We start from the raw sequence: 19,431 nt of genomic DNA on the forward strand, positions 1-19,431 counted from the left end.
CATTTAAAGTGTGCATTTTCTATGAATTCTTACTTCTAATATTGTCCTTTTTCGAAAAGAATGGAGACTATTGAAAACTAGCATTATGCCTAATTCCCACTACCACTAACCTCTTCTGCTTTCCAAAAATATTCACTAAATACTTCAGCAAAAGCTTTTATAGAATGATCTAGCTCCATACTATTATTTTCTACTCCACCAAATTCAAGAAGCATAGATTGGCTAGATAGATCTTGATTATAAACTCCATTCCCATCATCTTTTGTCTTAATAAAGACACCTCTACTAATTCCTGGGTATTTTTCTTCAAGTTTCTGATTGAGTTCTTTGGCTAGAGCAAGGTTACGTTCGTAGTTTTTATTTTCCTTACCTACAATAAAAAATAACCTTGCATAGTCTTTTTCGTTTATTTTGGTTGTTGTAAGCTCTCTATTTTGAGAGTCTCTATGAATATCGATCAAATATTGAATAGATTCCTCTTGTGCCATAGCCTCTTGAACTAGTTCTCTCGAGAGAATGTAGGATTGATTGTAATTCCAGTTCTTCTTTTTTAATTCTTCTGTCACATTAGCTTTACTTTGACTCGCACCTATCCCACGTTCAGCTAATTCTTCCTTAAGTTTATTACCAACTGCAATCACATTTTTGGTTTCTGCAAGACTTACTGCTTCATTTGCAGTCTTATTTCCTTCTAAAAGCGGCAAGAATGCTTCCCAACTATGAGAATGATAAATGAACACAGCATCTTTCTCAGTCTTTAAGGCTGGTGGATTAGCTGGGAGATTCTCCTCACTATTTGATTTCGCAATCTCCGCTTCAGCTTCCTCTCTTTCTTTTAATAAAATCTCTAAGGGAGGCGGAGACTCCAGTGGCAAAGAGGTTAAATTTGTACCTATACCAGCAACAGCGATTTCTGTATTAAAAGTTGAAAATCCAGGTAGCTCTCTCCCCAGAAAGGTTCTAATGTCTTCTGGCCAAATATTAAGAACTGTTGAAAATAGTACCTTTGTTAAAGGCGTTTCTGCTTGGTCGGTATTAGGACTAAATAGACTAATTTCAGATGCCATAACATCTATGAAAAATTCTGTTGAAACATCTTCAAATGATCTAGAAAGCCAACTATAGGAAAATTTATATTTTAAATCAAACAGGCTTGTGATAAAAATGATACTAAACAGAATCAAAAAAAATCCCAAGTAAATAGATTGGAGCTTTAATATACCAGGCACTTTTATCAATTTTATATTCCTCATAACAACCTCCGTCATTTAAATTGTGCTTAGTATAATCTATTATTTTTATTAAAAAATAGAATTATTTTTTGTATTTTAATAGTTTTTCCCTAATGCAATTATCTATATAAAACTGAAAAATTTATTGATAAAAAATAACCTACTGAAAATCAGTAGGTTATTAAGTACTTTGTTTTTATTTTATCGTTGAGGTTTCCAATTACGAAGAAACAAGGTGTTTCCTACGACAGAGACCGAACTAAACGCCATTGCTCCACCAGCTAGGATCGGATTGAGAAGACCAATCGCAGCTACCGGTATTAATATAATGTTATATGCAAATGCCCAGAAAAGGTTTTGTCGTATCTTCCTCATGGTGGTCTTGGATAGGCTAATTATGTCCACTATTCCCAATAAATCTCCACGCATCAAAGTGATATCGGCAGCTTCAATGGCTACATCTGTTCCAGTTCCTATCGCAATACCTACATCAGCTGCAGCAAGGGCAGGAGCATCATTAATTCCATCTCCAACCATTGCAACGACCTTTCCTTCTTGTTTAAGCTTTTCTACCTCAGCCGATTTATCTTCTGGAAGCACCTCTGCAAGAACTCGATCGACTCCTACTTGTCTTGCGATCGCTTCTGCAGTGAGACGATTGTCCCCTGTTATCATAATAACTTCAATTCCAAGTTCTTTCATCCGTTTTATTGCTTCTGCTGAGCTCTCTTTAACTGTATCTGCGACAGCAATGATTGCTTCAAGCCTTCCTTCTATTGCAATTAGCATAGCTGTTTTTCCTTCGCCTTCTAGATTCTCCATTCTACCAAGGGCATTTTCAATATTAACTTTATTTTTAGCCATTAACTTTTTATTTCCAATCAAAATATTTTTTTCCTTAATTTCAACTTGAATTCCATGCCCCGGAATGGCGTTGAAGTTTGTTCCATCTATCAATTGGTAGCCTTTTTCCTTGGCTCTATTAACAATGGCTTCACCAAGTGGATGTTCTGAACCTTTTTCTGCGGAAGCAGCTAGTTGTAGTATTTCTTCTTCAGAGTAAATACCATAGGTTACAATATCAGTAACATCTGGTTCTCCTTTAGTAATGGTTCCTGTCTTATCTAAGACAATCGTGGTTAGACGCTGAGAATTTTGGAGATGCTCTGCTCCTTTAATTAAGAGACCATTTTCAGCGCCTTTCCCGGTACCAACCATTACTGCTGTTGGTGTTGCTAATCCTAAAGCACACGGACAGGCTATAACAAGTACGGCGATAGTACTAACCAGTGCTGGGGTAAATCCTACTAAGAAATAGGTAATTATAAACGTTGCTAAAGCGATTAAAATAACAATCGGTACAAAAACTCCAGAGATTTTATCTGCGAGTTGTTGGATCGGTGCTTTTGACCCTTGTGCCTCTTCAACGAGCTTAATGATTTGGGATAACGCTGTGTCTTTGCCAACTTTAGTGGCTCTAAATTTGAACGAACCATGTTTGTTAACTGTAGCACCAATCACAGTATCTCCGTATCTTTTACTAACCGGCATGCTCTCACCCGTTAGCATTGATTCATCTATCGTAGTCGTCCCCTCTATAATTTCACCATCAACAGGAACTTTTTCGCCTGCACGGACAAATATAATATCACCCAGTTGAACATCCTCAATAGGAATATCCATTTCTTTATTGTCCCTAATTACTCGTGCAGTCTTAGCTTGAAGTCCCATCAATTTCTTTATTGCTTCTGAAGTTTGTCCTTTAGCCCTCGTTTCGAGTAGCTTTCCTAGAACAATAAGTGTCATAACTATTACTGCAGCTTCGAAATATAAAAATTGACTGGTTCCCATAATAGTAACAACCAAACTATAAAAATAGGCCGCTGATGTACCAAGAACTACTAATACAGCCATATTAGAACTACCACCTCTTACCGCGTTAAATGCATCACGGTAATAGTGACCACCTACATAGAATTGAACCGGAGTGGCAAGTAAAAACTGAATCCAGGGATTCATATGAAAGAATCCACCACTTCCATACTCCATTGTAAAATCGGAAATCATTTGCGCTAAGAAAAATAGCGAAAGAAAAGCCCCAACCATAAATTTTATTTTTTGTTTTTTATAGGAAGCTTCCCGTATACTTTTTTCATAGTCTTCATCAACCTCCCCGATTACCTTAGCATCATATCCTGCTTTTTTAACAGCTGTAATTAGCTGATCAACATTGGTCTTTCCAGGAATATACTCGACTGTTGCTTTCTCCGTTGCAAGGTTTACGGCTGCTTGTGTTACTCCTTCGATTTTACTTAAACCTTTTTCAATCCTAGTTGCACAGGCAGCACATGTCATTCCTAGGATGTTAAACTTTACTTTTTCCTCTTGAACTCCATAACCAATCTTTTTGACTCTAGATATAATGTCATCAATTGACACCTCTGAAGGTTCATATGATACAGATGCTTTCTCTGTTGCAAGGTTTACGCTAGCTTTTTGGACCCCAGGTATTTTATTTATGTTCTTCTCAATCCGGTTAGCACAAGCTGCACATGTCATACCAGTGATATTTAACAAGACATTTTCCATGGCGACATTATGAGGTTGATTTTTTAATTTCGCTATTTCTGTCATGTCCTCTTTCCTCCTAACTAATTTACACACAATGTTCTTATTTTTAGTAAATTTTAAATGATGGTACTATTTGTTTAAACTGATAACATCATTCTTCTAACATCAATCTAGATATAAATTTTCGTTAAAGACTGGGAAGTCAAACGCTTCAGTATCTCCTGCCTTGACAATGTCTTTTTAGCATAAATTCTTTTCTGATTAAGACTTGTTATTAATTCATCAATAGTGGAAATATTACTGTTATCTTTTTCCTTTGACATGTTTCTTCACCTTCCATACCCGTGCGGGGTATATATTTTTTAAAAAGAGAACGTGCTTACATTAGCACGACCTCCTTCTCCATTCTTAGATTACATCATAACCCTGTTCATCAATGGTCCTTTTTATCGTTTCAAGTTTTATATCATTTGAACTATATTCTATCTCAACGGTTCCTTCCTTAAGGTGAACTTTGACCAAAGAGACACCTTCTAGTTCATTTACACTACCTTCAATCGAATTTACACAATGACCACAAGACATCCCCTGAACTTTAAGTGTTACCTTTTCCATTAGATCTCGTCTCCTTTATGGTTTAGTTTGAATTATATTCTTAACTTACCTTTATTATAAGATACCCTAGTATGGTATGTAAAGTGAATGTTCTGTGACAAAAATATGGGGTTTTTATGATGTTTTAAAATAAAAAGAGGAGCTGTTTTCTTATAGAAAACAGCTCCTCTTCTTCATATTAGACTTTATTCAACTGGTGAAAGTTCGCTTTCAGTAACCCATTGGTGATTGGTTACTCTTTCACCACCGGTAGTAGGTGTAAAATCGATCATATAGACGGTTGTCTCTTCTGCTGAGTCAATTACTGCCTTAGCCCCATCCATTCCTTCCATATGTTCAGCATTAATTGTTACTTCAGTGCCCGGTTCTAGTGGCTGTTCACCAGCATCAGGAATTTCTTCGTGAATAACCCACTTATGGTTTTCTACTGGTTCTCCACCATTTGTTGGGGTATATGAAATGGCATATGCAACCGTATCATAAGCACCGACAATAGTTGCTTCAGCACCTTCCATACCTTCCATATGTGCATCTTTGATGCTTGCTTTACTTCCGACTTTATATGTTGGATTTTCTGATACCTTTAACCCTTCAGGCACTTCTCCTGTACCAGAATGATCCATGTCCATGCTTTCTTCCGATTCAGAATCATCATTTTCTTCAGTATCTGAACCCATATCCATATTTGAGTGATCCATGTTTTCCATACCTTCATCCTTGTTGGAATCACTCTCCTCATTACCAGCACACGCAGCTAAGGTAATTACTGTAAGTATAGAAACTAGCGCTAGCAATATTTTTTTACTTTTCAGCATAATATAAAATCCTCCCTTATTTAAACTACGAGCATAGTATATACAATAAATTTGCAAAAATTATGCAGTTTCCTAATGTTTACAAGTAATTTCCTTTTTTTTATATAGATTTAGCGGATTTGCTATTTGAAAAGCCTTTCCAACGTCTAATTCCTATAATAAATACTGCAATACCAATTAGGAGTAATGACAATACTTGTGCAATTCGTAATGAATCAGTCAACATTAGACTATCAGTCCGTAATCCCTCGATGAAAAACCTTCCAATAGAGTACCAAATAATGTAAGAAAAGAATAATTCACCACGATAAAGTGGGAACTTCCTTAGTATGATCAATAATGAGAAACCTAATAAACTCCATAGGGACTCATACAAAAACGTGGGGTGGTAATATGAACCTCCAATATACATCTGATTAATTATGAAGTCTGGGAGATTTAGATTTTCTAAAAAGCTTCTTGTAACTGCTGTTCCGTGAGCTTCTTGATTCATAAAATTTCCCCATCGACCAATTGCTTGCCCGAGAATAATACTTGGTGCTGCAATATCTGCAAGTTTCCAAAATGAAACATTCTTTTTCTTTGCGAATATAACAGCGGTTATTATTCCTCCAATTAAAGCCCCATGAATAGCAATTCCGCCCTGCCAAATCGCTATGATTTCACTTGGATTCTCTACATAGTAATCCCATTTAAATAACACGTAGTATATTCTTGCACTTATAATGGCTATTGGAATTGCCCATAGTAATAAATCTGAAAATATATCCTTATTGAGTCCTGATTTTTCAGCTTCTTTCGTCGCAAGAAACCACCCTAAAAATATGCCAAATCCAATAATAATACCATACCAATAGATAGTTATTGGACCCAAATCTAAAGCTACTCTACTTAACGGTTGAATACTATCCATATATTTCCCTCCCTAAGTTAGTTTTATATTTACTTTATTAATGATACAAAAAGAATATGGAGAAAGTATGCAAACATCACAATATAAGAATTTGATATTGCTTTCGCCAAATAAAATGGTCATCGAAAAAATCCCGATAACCAATACATTGCTTTTATAGAATTTATCTTTTTTCTTTTTAGTACAAAATTAATTAAGGAATATACTATATAATCCTATTGCACCTACTACTAAAACCCAAATGGCAAAGAATTTAAAGGGGGAAATTTTTTTTCTATTATTAGACTTTCCTTTACAGCAACTCACTGTAGTCTCAACTCGCTTCTTTATTTGTTTACCTTACAGTTGGATTTAATATAGATATATATACATTTCCATTCTCCACATATGGGCTAAACATATCTAACGGTCTTGGTGGTGGCCCACCTACATTTACTCCGTATTCATCGTACTGACCACCATGACAAGGACAATAATAACGAATGCCCTCCTTTTGCAAATTTTCATCAGCATCACCTACAACACAACCCAGATGCGTACAAATAGGAGACAAAATAAGTAAATTATTATCTTCTGAATTCTTGATTATATAAACAAATCCCTCCATTTTTTGTTCGGTCCAAGCATCTTTTATATTTACTTTATAAGGCACCTTTTTGGGAAATAGCCCTTTATTAAGTTCAGTTAGGGGACCTAGGTTAACCATAGAGTCTGTATCCAAAGATAATTCTTTATTACTACATGCGCTTAATCCAAGAGGTACAATAGAGATTACAATTAAACCCGTAGTTCCTTTCAGCGATTTACTAATAAAGTCTCTTCTGTTTAACAAAAATACTTCCCTCCCCAGTAACCGATCTTGTAACTATATTATGAAAGTGGGTAGATTATAGAAACCGTGAATTAGTGTTAACAGATGTTTTAAATTATTTTATGACTCTTTTTTTACTAATGAAGAAAGTAAGTCAATTTCTCTTTTCAATTCCTCATTTTCTTTCTCTAAGTTTGTTAACTTACTTGAAATATCTGAATTAAAATGATTATCGTGCTTCTTATGATTACCATGTCCCTTCATACAAAAAATCATCATTAATGGACAAAGTAATACGAGCAAATAGGAAAGCCATTCCATACAGTTACACCTCTCTAAAAAAATTTAAAAATAATATTATTGAAAATTATTACTATTTTCTGATCCACCTGTACCATGCATATCCTTATACATCTCCCCTAATTGTTGCTCTGTTAATTCGGGATGCATTTCTTTCATATGATCTTTCATCTGTCCGAAATTCATATTTTTGTCATTCATCATCTCTTGCATGTCGCCATTCATCATCTCTTGCATGTTGCCATCCATCATTTCTTGCATGTTGCCATCCATCATTTCTTGCATGTCACCATTCATCATACTATCCATGTTTTCAGTATTCATTTTTCCAGAATTCTTAACGGAATTATCCTGAGTTCCTACATTCTCTTTTGCTGAGGCGTAATACAGGCCAGTGCCACCTCCGACAATTAATGCAGCTGCTAAGGTTACTGTAATTAGAGTCTTTTTCATGATCTTTTCTCCTTTTTAATTAGATTTAGTAATTATTAAAGATGGACCAAAATTTTAAATCGATAGCTCCTCCTTACTAGTTATTGTTTTCTATGTTTTAACTATAAAAAACAATCATGGAGAAAGTATGGAGATAAGTGTAGGATAGAAAAAAATTTCAATAAAAAAGCGTGTCTCCACAGAGACATGCTTCAGCTAAAGAATACAGTTTTTTTATAATAATGACCATACATAATAAGGGGTATGTCAAATAATACTTTACATTGAACCATCATTATTGAGGATTTCATATTTAAATAGAGAAAAAATTATTAGAAAAATAATGTAATTAATTAAAATAATTTCAGTTAAACAATTCCTTTACATTCCTTTTTTTGACCCCATCATAATCAAGAATAGAATATAACAGTAGTTTAAAGTGATAGTTATTGTTTTTCGTTCCCTTTTTCCTTCTTACTAATGAAAATCCAAATTAATAAACCAATTCCAATCATGATTAAACATACCCAAAAAGTCTGATTAAACCAATACTTCACATGATGAAACATCATCTCTTTACTCATCATCATACCCATTGATTCAGGAGGAAACCAAACCATCTTTAACACAAAGAAAAGAAAAGAAAAACCTAATACAATAAATATACTTAAGATAATTACCGGCCATTTTTTTTTCATATTCTTTTATCACCCTACTCCACTTTGTAGCCAATTCCCCAGACCGTTTTTATAATGGACTTTTCAAAACCGAGGGAACTAAGCTTTTCACGTAAATTTTTAATATGGGAATCCACCGTACGATCTTCTCCGGAAAATTCTAAGCCCCAAATCTTCTCTACAAGTTGCTCTCTAGATAAAACATTTCCTCGATGTTCAACAAGAACTTGTAACAAATCAAATTCTGTTTGTGTAAGATTCAGTTTTATTCCTTCATGAAAAATCTCTCTAGAAGTTAAATTAATGATAATGCCACTGTATTTAATAATTTCATCGTCTGATTGATTAAGATTAGTCCTTCTAAGAAGGGCACGTAATCTTACAACTAATTCCGCTTCATCAAATGGTTTGACCAAATAATCATCAGCTCCTGAAGAAAACCCAGTTACTTTGTCCGCGACTGTTCCTTTTGCTGTTAACATTAAAATAGGTATGTCAGAGATTTCTCTTATTACCTCTAGTGTTTTCCACCCATCCATTACAGGCATCATTACATCAAGAATCATTAAGTCAAAATCATTTCTTTTTACCTTTTCAAAGGCTTCCTGACCATTCTCAGCTTCATAAATATCATAATTCTCCTGCTGCAAGTAAATACGAAGCAGTTGTCTCATGGTTTTTTCGTCATCAACTATTAGTATCTTTTTCATTGTTCTCTTCCTTTTCTAAATAAATGGTAAAAACGGAGCCTTCGTTTTCTTTACTTTTAACCTGTATATTTCCGTTGTGAGCATCAATGATCTGCTTAACCACATAAAGACCTAATCCAGAGCCTCCAGTTTTCCTAGTTCGAGATTGATCAACTCGATAAAAGCGTTCCCATATTTTAGGTAAGTCCTCTGAAGGGATACCAATTCCCGTATCAGAAATTTGAAGAACAATAAAATCTCTTATTAATGTAGATTTAATCGTAATAGTACCTTGAGAAGTATATTTAATGGCATTTTCAATTAAGTTATAGATTACTTGCTCCATCCTTTGAGGATCGATAGATATTTCGGGTAATTCTTCATTCAGGTTTAGAATCAATCCAATCCCTTTCTCATTTGCAACAGGATTTAGATTTTTTGTCGCTTTTCTGATAACGTGATTTATGTTAGTTAATTCTTTTTTTAACACAAACTGTCCTGTTTGAAGTTTGCTCATTTCAAACAAATCATTTATTAATATTGATAATCTATGAGCTTCTTTATTAATGATAGTTAGATACTCTTTTTGTTCTTTACGATCTTTAATTATGTCCTTATTTAAAATATCACTATAACCTTTTAAATAAGTAAGTGGGGTTCTAAGTTCATGGGAAACGGCAGCCAAAAAATCACTTCGACTTTCTTCAAAATACTGTAGCTGATCACCTAAATTTTTAATTGAAAGCCCAAGTTGTGCTACTTCATCATTACCATTTACCGGTATATTCTGCTTATACATTCCCATTGCCATTTTTTTAGTTGCCTCTTTCATATACAAAAGTGGGCGTGTTAATCTTCTTGATAATATGCCTATTAAACCAAATGCTAGTAGCAAAATTCCAATGGTAGCTACAATAAGTAGAAGATTCATAACAAAAACAATTTCTCTAAGAATCGATGCTGGATAGTACATATACACGTAACCTAAATGATCTCCAATAGGGGTTACCGAGATTAGATAATGATGCTTTTTCCAATTTTCCTCCAAAATGGTTCCATTACTAAGGCTTTTAGTAATAAGATGGTCAACCATCTCTTCATCTGGTTTTTTTGAAAAAGCGACAAGTTGTTGTTTGTTGTCTGTTACAAGTACATCTGTCATTACACCTTTTTCCATTTCGACTACGTGATTTATTGCAGATTGATTAAAATCTTCTGCCAAGATACGGGCATGATTTTGTCCTTTGGCTAACAAATCCTGTTTTATATAATCCACAAACATATTTGTAAATACGCCATATAATATGAGCCCGAGAAGAAGTAATAATGTAATAAATACACCGCTAAATAATAGCCCAAGTTTGAAAGAAATACTGTTTAGCTTTGAACTCAATTTTTTCTTACCCCTTTAATTCGTACAAAAATTAGTACGTTCTCGTATATTTAATTTCTCTAATCACATCAGTCCTCACTTATATTATATCTTCCGTTTTCATAATTAAAGGCTGTTTTCGTAAAGTTTGTTGTTTTGGAAAAAGAGCCTAATTAAATAATAAGTGTTATAAATGAAGAAATTATGAAGTTTCTATGTTTCTAATAAAAAAGTTTAAGTCGTACTCTATTTTGAGTACGACTTAACTGTAATTTTCACTAATCCATTATACTTATTCCATTAGGAGTCTCTCCCACTTGAATGGTCCCAGTTACTTTGTAGGTTTCAAGATCGATGATACTCACTGTATTCTCATACATGTTTGTTACATAGGCAAATTGATTATTGGAACTTAAAACAACACCGTGAGACCCTTTGCCTGTTTCAATGGTTGTTATTATTTTCTTTTCTTTAATATCTATAACACTAATAGTATTAGAGGGTTGATCTGGTGTTCCTTGATTGGCAACATAGGCATATTGATCTTTAGCGTCAATGTAGACTTGAGCTGGTCCAACGCCAACATCAACTTTTGAAATACTTTCTGTTTCCACATCAATGATTGCTAGCTTGTTTTCTCCATTAAGTGTTGCAACTAACGTTTTTCCGTCGGAAGTAATACCAGTAGTAACTGGAGTTTCCCCTACTGTAATTCTTTTCTCTTCCTTCATTGTTTCAATATTTATTACACTTACCGTGTCTTCACCCATATTTGCTACATAAGCATATTGATTATCTTTAGATGTTCTAAATCCATGAGGTCCTTCACCGGTTGAAATTGTATTTATAACAGTATAGGTACTTAAGTCGATCACCGAAACGGTATTATCCTCATTATTTGTTACTAATCCATATCTTCCGTCATCTGTAAAAACAACGTGAGCTGGATGATTACCTACTTCTACCTTGTTTTGTAGTTCATTTGTTTGAGAATTATAGAATAGAACAAATCCTGGCATTTCCATGTCGCCATGGCCGCCTTCTGCGGTAGGAACCAATGTAACTGCAAATACTTCTCCATTTGGAGACGTTTGAATGTTGTGGACAGCTCCATCTACTTCAATGGTTGAAACCACTTCATTATCAGCAACTCTAATCTTGTTTATGGATCCCCCTTCATTAGCGGTAAAGTAGAATATTTCCTTATTATTTTCCTTTATTTCTTTTGGTTGTTCAGTATTTTTCTCGGCATCTGTTGATGTTTTACCCTCATTTCCATTAGTATTGGAACTACAGCCAGTTAGAAATATTGCAAAAATGATAAGTAAAAATGAGATATTAATTAAGCTTCTCTTCATCATTAATGGCCTCCTTAAGTTATGATAGTCTTATATTAATTAGAATCACTTATTTGAAATGTGATACACATCACATTTCAATTATTTAGAAAGAGAATCTAACAATTTCTTGAAAATCGATAGTTTCTGCAAAATTATCCTTTAAAATAAAGATTTCATTCTTTATGGAGGTAGAGTAATGATGGGAAAATCAATTGAGAACGTGCTAAAGGAATATCGTGAGGACGAAGAAGCGGTTTTTAATAACTGGTTTATGAATAACACTGAACGCTTAAAGGCTTTTAGAACTATTCGCAGCGGTTTACAAATTGTAATTCGTGAAATTGAGACAAATGAGTTTGGAAATGATTTTAAAGGGTCATCTCTTGAAACCGTTATTACGGCTATTTCGGAACAAAAGGAAATTTTCGAAGGAGCTGCACATGCTTTTTATTGGAAACCAAAGCTAAGAATTCCAGATATCTATGAAAACGAGGCTAATAAGAAAGCGTTCGCTCGGTTTTTAAAAATGTGTCTTCAGACAAGTAATGAAAAACAACTTTTAGAGCAAATCTTTCTATTAGACTCCCAAAAAATTAAAGGTTTGGGCCCAGCGGTTGCTAACATCCTCTATTTTATGCACCCTACTATTTTCCCTCCTTTTAATACCGCTATTATTAAAGGGGCTAATTTGTTGTTTAATCAACGCTTAAAACTTGGTTCTTGGGGTGAGTATTTAAAAATGAGAGATTTAATCCTCGATTTTAACCATGAACATAGTAAATTTTTGTCAAAAGATTTAGGTGCAGCTGGTGGCCTTTTATATGAGATTGGAAACGGCCGAATTATCACTAGTGGAAATTATGAAATTGCTCTAGAAAAGATTGAGAAAGATAAAAGAAAAAGACACAACTCCATTCAAAATGAAATGCTTGAAGAGAATACCCATACAGAGATGCAATTCCATCTAGCGACATTAGGAAAAGCGTTTGGGTATAATGTTTGGATTGCTCAAAATGACCATAAAAGGACCTGGGGGAATTCTGCACTCGGGGAATTTTCATTAACGGGTCTTAGCCTTCCTCATGTTAAATCCAGTGTAAAGGATACGATTCAATTGATAGACGTACTATGGCTTAATAAAGATGGAGAAATTATTTCTGCGTTTGAAGTAGAGAAAAGTACATCGATTTATTCCGGCATCTTAAGATTAAATGATCTTTCAAAGTCTTTATTACATAACGACTGTAATTTTTTCTTAGTAGCCCCTGATAAGAGAGAAAAAGAAATTAAAGCCCAGTTGCTGCGCCCCTCCTTTCATAATGATCATACATGTTCACTTTCTTACATATTATTTTCGGATTTAAGAAGTAATTGTGAAGCCATGTGCAAATTTGGTACGGACGTTAATACGTTGTCAAAGATTAGCAAGACGCTTTAGATAGTTTGTTAGCTTAATAGCAGAGTTGATCCAAATTATAATAAATCTAAGAAGAAAAAAGGATGGTTAACATTTGTAAACTAACTCAAATGTTAACTATCTTTTTATTCTTTCCTTAAATAAAATGTTATTTAAGGAAAAAGTTCTCTTCCCAAGTTAAATTCATTGAATTTATACCAACTTGTCTCTACTAGTCTCGTCACTGACTAGAACCCTTTCGACTTTTCTGTTGTTTTTGCCAACCGTATCGAGTCATACCCTTGGGCTTGTAAACCGAAAGAATCATAATTATTAATAGAATTACTAGAGCGCCAACAGCGTGGCTAATACCTGCTCCCATTTCTCGTAGTTCATTTAACGAGGTCGTTGAATCTGCGGCTATGCTTACCATCCGGGTGAGTGATTGTGTAAATGCTAGTAAAATAATAATAGAAAAAACAGTTAATATTAATTTGAAAATTACCCAGTAGTGCCGAAATAATCCCCATGAGGTTCCGAGTGAGATAACAATCCCTGTAATTAGAGATGCAATCGCTAACGGGACTAGAACATAACTTGTAATTGGTTCCAAAGCAAGATAAGCAGCGCGTACCAACGAAATATCCTCACTTGTTTTAATAACAACCGCAAGAGAAAGGTAGGCTAAAACGGCACCTAACCATCCGACTGAAACAGTGATATGCGCAGTGAGTGTGAACTTACGCAATCTAGATGACATGTTCATGTATCGGTCCCTCAATCAAGTCTTGTTTCATATTTATGATCTGATCACCCCGAACGGCTTGAGCCGTAGAGAAGTGGCGACCAGGTCCGTGATTACCACCGATGCCGGTGAGTTTAAGAATAATGAACAGTACTATCAATGCTACGATGATAATACCTGATATTTTCACCCAACGTGGTGTGCTTGGTGGCTGATTTCCAGAGTTTGTTGGTTTACTCATCTTACTAACACTCCTATTATTTAGATTTTGCTTTTGATATTTTGATATTGCTCACAAGTTATTCTTGCTAGGCAAAAGTATAAACAAATATTAACTATTTGGTAATTAACAATTACAAAAGAATTACATCAATCAGATGAAACTAATCAGATAAAGGTTACCATTATTCTCTGAAATAATATAGAAATATCTATCAATTTCACTTTCGAAAATATCCCGTTAATCCTCTAAAACTTTTTTTCGTTAGGAGTTTCTTTTTATTATTATTTAACCGTTTCTTTTTATATAGTATCAAACAAATAAATTATGTGTCAGCACAATAATTGGGCAATGTAAACTCTCACTTTAATTCGCTTTATCAATGTCTATACAATAATAGCAGCTTACTATTATTAATTTCGTCATCTAAACTTCTTTTGTCATTTCTTTTTATTATTAATAATTGAAAAACTTTAATACATAGAAAAACGTTCGGGGGATAATCCCGAACGTTAAATCAAATCAGTTTTAATTAATAGTGTTTTAATTAATAGTTATCTTACTTTTTCTACCTATACTCTATGGCTCATTGGTAGTGAGAATAAATAGATATTGATAATTCCCAAAATTAGCATTAGAGCATAATATGGGAGCATGGATTTAAATGTTGCCTTTTTCCCCATTTTATAAGCAGTGTAAGTAGATCCAATGAAACCTATACCTATAATTAAGTATTGTAAAAGTTGTACAGTAGATGTAGATGCTAAGCTCAGATCACCTGTAGTAACTTTACTACCAAATAAACTCAATGAATTAAACCAGATGGCTTTCCCCTCTGTGATAATATGAAACAAGTTATGACCTAAATGTCCAGCTAAATCTAAAGGAATAAATGCGTATCCAAAAAGAGTGAAGTTTTTCTTTACGGAGTTAGGCATTCCCAATACGGTTGCTAATTTAGCTGCTCCTAATAATAATAGGATAGGTAACGCCATTGAGAAAATGAATGCGATTGTAAAATTCACTTGGTAATTAGTGGTTCCGGTAAAAGAACTGATGATTGATAAGATATCTTCCCAAATTTCTAACATTGTGATGTTTTGCACAAAAACAATACCCATTATAACTGCAGCTAATGATGCATGCTCAAGCTTTGGATTCTTAAGGCCCCACAACTCTTTTGTAGGAACTCTTAAAGATAATCTTATAGAATCATTCGGACAATTTTTCACACAATTTCCACAGATATTACATTCGGCACTGGAGTCCATGGTACGAGGAAACTGGAACATCGGACACCCTTCTGCTTTATCACTTCCCTTAAAACACGATTGTGTTTTACATGTTTTACAAATATCGGGTGTCCCTCGTAACTCTAGCGCACCTGATCTTGAATAGTTACCTGCTAACCCTCCAAGAAAACAAAGTGTTTTACAAAATGTTCGTCTCTCATAGAATACTGAAGTAGCCACAACCATAGTTACCAATAAAAGGAGAAGGTATCCTGATCCTCGAGGAGATTCAACTATCCCCCAAACATGATCGCTATACGTTATCGCAATAAAAAATAAATCAATTAACCATATTCCATATTTCCTTAAAAATTTAGGCATAGGACGTTCGCTACCGACAAGCTTTCTGACAATATCACTAACTTTACCGAATGGACATATTGCACACCAGAACCTTCCCGTAGCAATAAACAAGATAGGAATTAATGGCCACCATAGAACCCATGTCATTGTTGTACCAAAATTTCCGTGGGGACTAACTGTTCCTACAACTAATTCAAATACAATAACCGAAAATACTACTAAAACCATCCACTGAAAAATACCAGGATACCATTTACTTTTGATAAACTTCTTAATAATTGGTATAGATAATAAATTGAATGGAGTTTTGGGTGCGGGATTATTTGGCATAGACATTTTTGTTCCCTCTTCCTTTAATCAATTTATTCCATACACCAATAAGGATGAATGTAAGATTTATTAATCCAAAAACGGTTAATACGCGATAGTTTGGAGCACTTTCAGTTATCTCTTCAGTGCTATGCCCACCCTCTTCACCATGCTCGCTTTCTTCTGAGTTGTGACTACTTTCATTCTCGGCTCCATGTTCACTGTTTTCTGTACTATGACTTTCCTCTGATTCAATTCCTCCTTCTTCTTGCTTTGTATTTTCTTCTGAAATTTGACTATCATCTACTCCTTCTTCATTAACGATAGACTGGTTATTACTTTCTTCATCTGTACTAATTTCAGTGGTATGGGTTGTATGACTATCTCCCTGACCCTCTGCAAACACTGATGGACTACTAATCAGTAAAAAGGTCATGGCTACCACTGCTAATACCCTCTGCTTCATAATCTACCTCCGTAAATGTTGTATTTCGCATAGTTACAATTTATAGAGGAGATTTGCAGATTTGATGGTTTTTATTTGTATAATTAAAGAACAACTTTCCTGGATCTGTGACATTTCTCACAAAAAAACGCCTCTCATAGAGAGAAGCGTTTTTTCTGTACTTTTCCAAAAGGTGGTCTAGCAGTGCTAGAGCTAAATTATATCTGATTATTTTGTTAATGTCTATTCTTCATTATGTAAGAATCTTCTCCTAATCAGTTCACATTATTATTGAATTAAAAAAAATCGTTTTTTTCTTCCATCTTTCCTATAACTCCTTTAAATACCATTTCAATCTGCATAGTTTCTCAACAATTTTCTTATAAACTATAAAAATCTAATGAATTATAGGGGTAGGTGTACTCGTTGTACTATAGACGTTTACTAAAAACCGGTCAAATTTCAATTCCAAAAGAAGTAGAGGAAGAGCTTAATATTATGGAAGGACAATTCCTTTCTTTATACAGAGAAGGTAATAAAATTGTTATTGTTAAACAGCATTCTAACGCTACTTTAAACCAATGTATTTATAGTTATAGGAAAATATCATTACCCATAGAGTTACGTAGATTAACAGGTTTTACATGTGGGATGCTTTTGGCACTAAATTACTGTAAAAACGAACAAAAGATTTTAATACAAGCCCACGGTTAAAGCTGATTTTTAAATCAGTCATATCTCAAATAAATATTCAGAATTTCTTCATAGTTTTACTATATGCTTTAAATATTGTCTTGTTGAAGGGGTGAGATAAATAGCAACTATACTTTTTATGGGAGATGTACAGGAAATCAGTGTAGAATATTATCTACACTTACATGGAAATTATTTAATTATTACAAAAGAATCTTTAGAAGACGCATATGCCCTTATTAAGAAGGGCTCGGTTGAACTTATCATTATTATAGATCCAAACCCCGTCCACTTATGTATGCAAATTAGAGAATTTTCAAATACTCCTATCATCGTTAAGTCCATAATAGGAAGTAAAGAGGAAGGGATTAAATCTCTTAATATGGGGGCAGATGATTATTTATATGGTAACGTTTATCAAGAAGAATTTAGTGCCCGTATAGAAGCAGTTTTAAGACGATCTGGAAACGACAAACAAATAGTTGAATTAAACCAATTAGTATGGGACAAGAGATTATTAGAGCTAAAATACCAGCAAAAAGTAATACCCCTGGCCCCGAAAGAGTTCAATATAATTGGGGTCCTTCTACAAAAACCTGAAAAAGTGTTTACAAATGAAGAGATTGTTTTAGCTGTGTGGGGGAACAAAGATAAGGTGGACTCAAAAACTTTACATTCCTATATCAGAAATATAAGGGGCAAAATGAGGGACGCAGCATATCCAGTAGATTTGCATCTTATTACTGTATGGGGTGTTGGGTACCGTTGGCATTCACTTCAAGACACTACTAACTGAATTATCTTTTCATTTTTAAGCAAAAAGGGACTTTTATTAGTCCCTTTTTTATCTAAATCCGCTCTGTATGCTTTCAAATCTTATTGACTAATCTCCTCCTGAAGCCACGTAAATGTTCTAGACTTTATGCCATTAATGTTATTTAATTTCAATTCTAAAAATGGAAACTCACTATTCCAGTTGCCGTTCACTTTTATATATCCTTCAGTATGATGACTTTCAGTAGTGGATGGTTCCCAAGTAATACTACCAACTTCTTCATTTTGCCCAATTGAAATCTCTGTAAGGTTGTCTAAGTCAAATTCTGATAAGTCCACCGAATGCGTGTTCATTTCTACTAGAAATACATAATTTTCTTCATCGCTTTTTTCAAGTAATGGAGTGACACTAATTGTAACTTCTCCTTGGTTGTCTGTTTTTGTTATCTCATTATTACCCTTATTCACTTGATTTGTTTCAGTTTGAACTTCTACTACTACTTTCTTTTCAACCTTTGGCTTTTCTCCAACGATTGTTATTATCGCAAAGTAACTTATTAAACTTGTAATTCCAAATAAGAGAATTAAACCTACAATCTTTTTAGCCTTTGTCATTTCTGTCACCCCATAGAATTTTATAAAAATAAGATCTCATAATTTTTTGCAGAATTTAACGAAAAAACTTGAATACTTTATGAAATTTAAGCAGTGACCGTATTTTTTAGATTACTTTCAAAACCTATAATCAATGTTCACTCAATTGCTACTATTTCTGCAAAGACTCTTCATCTTTATTTTTTAGAATGAAAGGGAGCAAATATTAAATCAAGAAAAGGAAAGGAAGGATCTTTTGAATTATTTTGAAATAAAGCGTCACTTAGCAATTAAGATCGAAAATTTATTAAAAAGGTTAGACGACCCGTATCTACCAACTTCTGATGGCGAGGCACTTAGGAATATGATTGATAATTATCAATATATAGCTGAAATAGCAGAAATGAACCACTTCCAAAGGGGGATAAAAAATTAAAGAAGTCACCGCTACTTTTGCGAAAGTAGCGGTGACTTCTTTTAATTATGAAATTAGCTGCATTAAATTGATATTATATGAAGTTATTTTTGGGATTAAGTTGAGAGAGCTTATTACAATAAAAAGTAAAAGTAAAAGTTCCCCCTCTTTGTTGTTAGAATTCAACAACAGCTTTTTCTACCGTTGCATCAGGGTGTACCATTATTAAGTGTCTACATTTACCATTAAAAGCAGATGAAATATAAACTGTTCTCATTGTATCTCTATATAAAGAGACTTTATCAACATCAATGAACGTCTCAATCTATTAAGAAGAGACAATGCTTAGTTTTGGCCGATAACATATACGAGTGGAAAACTGTCTGGTGCTTAAACTAAAAAGCCACCAGAAAAAAACATGGCTTATGACACTAATTATCTCTACGATGGCCCATTCACCCAAATATAACGTACCTAA

At 34.0% G+C, this 19,431-nt stretch carries 21 protein-coding genes; 4 read left to right on the top strand and 17 right to left on the bottom strand.

Annotation, left to right across the window (positions count from 1 at the left end):
- Positions 1 to 89: 89 nt before the first annotated feature.
- From spoIIP to ACVBAX_RS13230, 12 genes are all read right to left on the bottom strand, one after another.
- Positions 90 to 1,253, bottom strand: a complete 1,164-nt coding sequence (gene spoIIP, locus ACVBAX_RS13175) for a stage II sporulation protein P (RefSeq protein WP_447117427.1) — start codon at positions 1,251 to 1,253, stop codon at positions 90 to 92.
- A gap of 180 nt (positions 1,254 to 1,433) precedes the next feature.
- Positions 1,434 to 3,866 (bottom strand): heavy metal translocating P-type ATPase, encoded by a 2,433-nt coding sequence (locus ACVBAX_RS13180; protein WP_447117428.1) that lies wholly within the window; start codon positions 3,864 to 3,866, stop codon positions 1,434 to 1,436.
- 345 nt (positions 3,867 to 4,211) lie between these two features.
- The gene (gene copZ, locus ACVBAX_RS13185) at positions 4,212 to 4,418 is read right to left on the bottom strand and encodes a copper chaperone CopZ (protein ID WP_447117430.1); all 207 of its coding nucleotides are present in this window, start codon (positions 4,416 to 4,418) and stop codon (positions 4,212 to 4,214) included.
- A 185-nt stretch (positions 4,419 to 4,603) separates the two neighbouring features.
- Positions 4,604 to 5,233 carry a YdhK family protein gene (locus ACVBAX_RS13190; protein ID WP_447117431.1) on the bottom strand — a complete coding sequence of 210 codons (630 nt, stop codon included), beginning with the start codon at positions 5,231 to 5,233 and terminating at the stop codon, positions 4,604 to 4,606.
- 100 nt (positions 5,234 to 5,333) lie between these two features.
- On the bottom strand, positions 5,334 to 6,146 hold the full coding sequence (gene lgt, locus ACVBAX_RS13195; protein WP_447117432.1) for a prolipoprotein diacylglyceryl transferase: 813 nt from the start codon (positions 6,144 to 6,146) through the stop codon (positions 5,334 to 5,336).
- Positions 6,147 to 6,480: 334 nt separating this feature from the next.
- The gene (locus ACVBAX_RS13200) at positions 6,481 to 6,978 is read right to left on the bottom strand and encodes a QcrA and Rieske domain-containing protein (RefSeq protein WP_447117433.1); all 498 of its coding nucleotides are present in this window, start codon (positions 6,976 to 6,978) and stop codon (positions 6,481 to 6,483) included.
- Positions 6,979 to 7,077: 99 nt separating this feature from the next.
- Positions 7,078 to 7,278, bottom strand: a complete 201-nt coding sequence (locus ACVBAX_RS13205) for a DUF2933 domain-containing protein (protein WP_447117434.1) — start codon at positions 7,276 to 7,278, stop codon at positions 7,078 to 7,080.
- Between the two features lie 36 nt (positions 7,279 to 7,314).
- The gene (locus ACVBAX_RS13210; RefSeq protein ID WP_447117435.1) at positions 7,315 to 7,710 is read right to left on the bottom strand and encodes a hypothetical protein; all 396 of its coding nucleotides are present in this window, start codon (positions 7,708 to 7,710) and stop codon (positions 7,315 to 7,317) included.
- A gap of 425 nt (positions 7,711 to 8,135) precedes the next feature.
- On the bottom strand, positions 8,136 to 8,387 hold the full coding sequence (locus tag ACVBAX_RS13215; RefSeq protein ID WP_160549364.1) for a hypothetical protein: 252 nt from the start codon (positions 8,385 to 8,387) through the stop codon (positions 8,136 to 8,138).
- 14 nt (positions 8,388 to 8,401) lie between these two features.
- A complete protein-coding gene (locus ACVBAX_RS13220; protein ID WP_447117519.1) occupies positions 8,402 to 9,067 on the bottom strand; it encodes a response regulator transcription factor in 666 nt (221 codons plus the stop codon).
- Positions 9,054 to 10,448, bottom strand: coding sequence for a sensor histidine kinase (locus ACVBAX_RS13225; protein ID WP_447117436.1), 1,395 nt, complete (start codon positions 10,446 to 10,448; stop codon positions 9,054 to 9,056). The genes ACVBAX_RS13220 and ACVBAX_RS13225 overlap by 14 nt, the downstream gene beginning before the upstream one ends.
- 257 nt (positions 10,449 to 10,705) lie before the next feature.
- Entirely contained in the window at positions 10,706 to 11,785 is a 1,080-nt protein-coding gene (locus tag ACVBAX_RS13230) for a YncE family protein (RefSeq protein WP_447117520.1), read from the bottom strand.
- 178 nt (positions 11,786 to 11,963) lie between these two features.
- Here ACVBAX_RS13230 and ACVBAX_RS13235 point away from each other — a divergent pair, with 178 nt between their 5' ends.
- Positions 11,964 to 13,205, top strand: coding sequence for a hypothetical protein (locus tag ACVBAX_RS13235; RefSeq protein WP_447117437.1), 1,242 nt, complete (start codon positions 11,964 to 11,966; stop codon positions 13,203 to 13,205).
- A gap of 199 nt (positions 13,206 to 13,404) precedes the next feature.
- Here ACVBAX_RS13235 and ACVBAX_RS13240 read toward each other — a convergent pair whose 3' ends face one another.
- The 4 genes from ACVBAX_RS13240 to ACVBAX_RS13255 form a co-directional block, all read right to left on the bottom strand.
- The gene (locus ACVBAX_RS13240) at positions 13,405 to 13,929 is read right to left on the bottom strand and encodes a DUF2269 domain-containing protein (protein ID WP_447117439.1); all 525 of its coding nucleotides are present in this window, start codon (positions 13,927 to 13,929) and stop codon (positions 13,405 to 13,407) included.
- Positions 13,913 to 14,149 (bottom strand): hypothetical protein, encoded by a 237-nt coding sequence (locus ACVBAX_RS13245; protein ID WP_160549362.1) that lies wholly within the window; start codon positions 14,147 to 14,149, stop codon positions 13,913 to 13,915. Before ACVBAX_RS13245 ends, ACVBAX_RS13240 begins: the two co-directional genes overlap by 17 nt.
- A gap of 551 nt (positions 14,150 to 14,700) precedes the next feature.
- Positions 14,701 to 16,059, bottom strand: a complete 1,359-nt coding sequence (locus ACVBAX_RS13250; RefSeq protein ID WP_447117440.1) for a 4Fe-4S binding protein — start codon at positions 16,057 to 16,059, stop codon at positions 14,701 to 14,703.
- A complete protein-coding gene (locus ACVBAX_RS13255) occupies positions 16,043 to 16,498 on the bottom strand; it encodes a hypothetical protein (protein WP_447117441.1) in 456 nt (151 codons plus the stop codon). The genes ACVBAX_RS13250 and ACVBAX_RS13255 overlap by 17 nt, the downstream gene beginning before the upstream one ends.
- 405 nt (positions 16,499 to 16,903) lie before the next feature.
- Here ACVBAX_RS13255 and ACVBAX_RS13260 point away from each other — a divergent pair, with 405 nt between their 5' ends.
- Both ACVBAX_RS13260 and ACVBAX_RS13265 read left to right on the top strand, forming a co-directional pair.
- Entirely contained in the window at positions 16,904 to 17,191 is a 288-nt protein-coding gene (locus tag ACVBAX_RS13260) for an AbrB/MazE/SpoVT family DNA-binding domain-containing protein (protein ID WP_447117442.1), read from the top strand.
- Between the two features lie 118 nt (positions 17,192 to 17,309).
- Positions 17,310 to 17,966 carry a response regulator transcription factor gene (locus ACVBAX_RS13265; RefSeq protein WP_447117443.1) on the top strand — a complete coding sequence of 219 codons (657 nt, stop codon included), beginning with the start codon at positions 17,310 to 17,312 and terminating at the stop codon, positions 17,964 to 17,966.
- A gap of 80 nt (positions 17,967 to 18,046) precedes the next feature.
- Here the strand turns inward: ACVBAX_RS13265 and ACVBAX_RS13270 are convergent, their stop codons facing one another.
- On the bottom strand, positions 18,047 to 18,559 hold the full coding sequence (locus ACVBAX_RS13270) for a hypothetical protein (RefSeq protein ID WP_447117444.1): 513 nt from the start codon (positions 18,557 to 18,559) through the stop codon (positions 18,047 to 18,049).
- Positions 18,560 to 18,794: 235 nt separating this feature from the next.
- Here ACVBAX_RS13270 and ACVBAX_RS13275 point away from each other — a divergent pair, with 235 nt between their 5' ends.
- A complete protein-coding gene (locus ACVBAX_RS13275; protein WP_447117445.1) occupies positions 18,795 to 18,974 on the top strand; it encodes a DUF3896 family protein in 180 nt (59 codons plus the stop codon).
- Positions 18,975 to 19,431: the final 457 nt, after the last annotated feature.

This window comes from Robertmurraya sp. GLU-23, assembly GCF_052983275.1.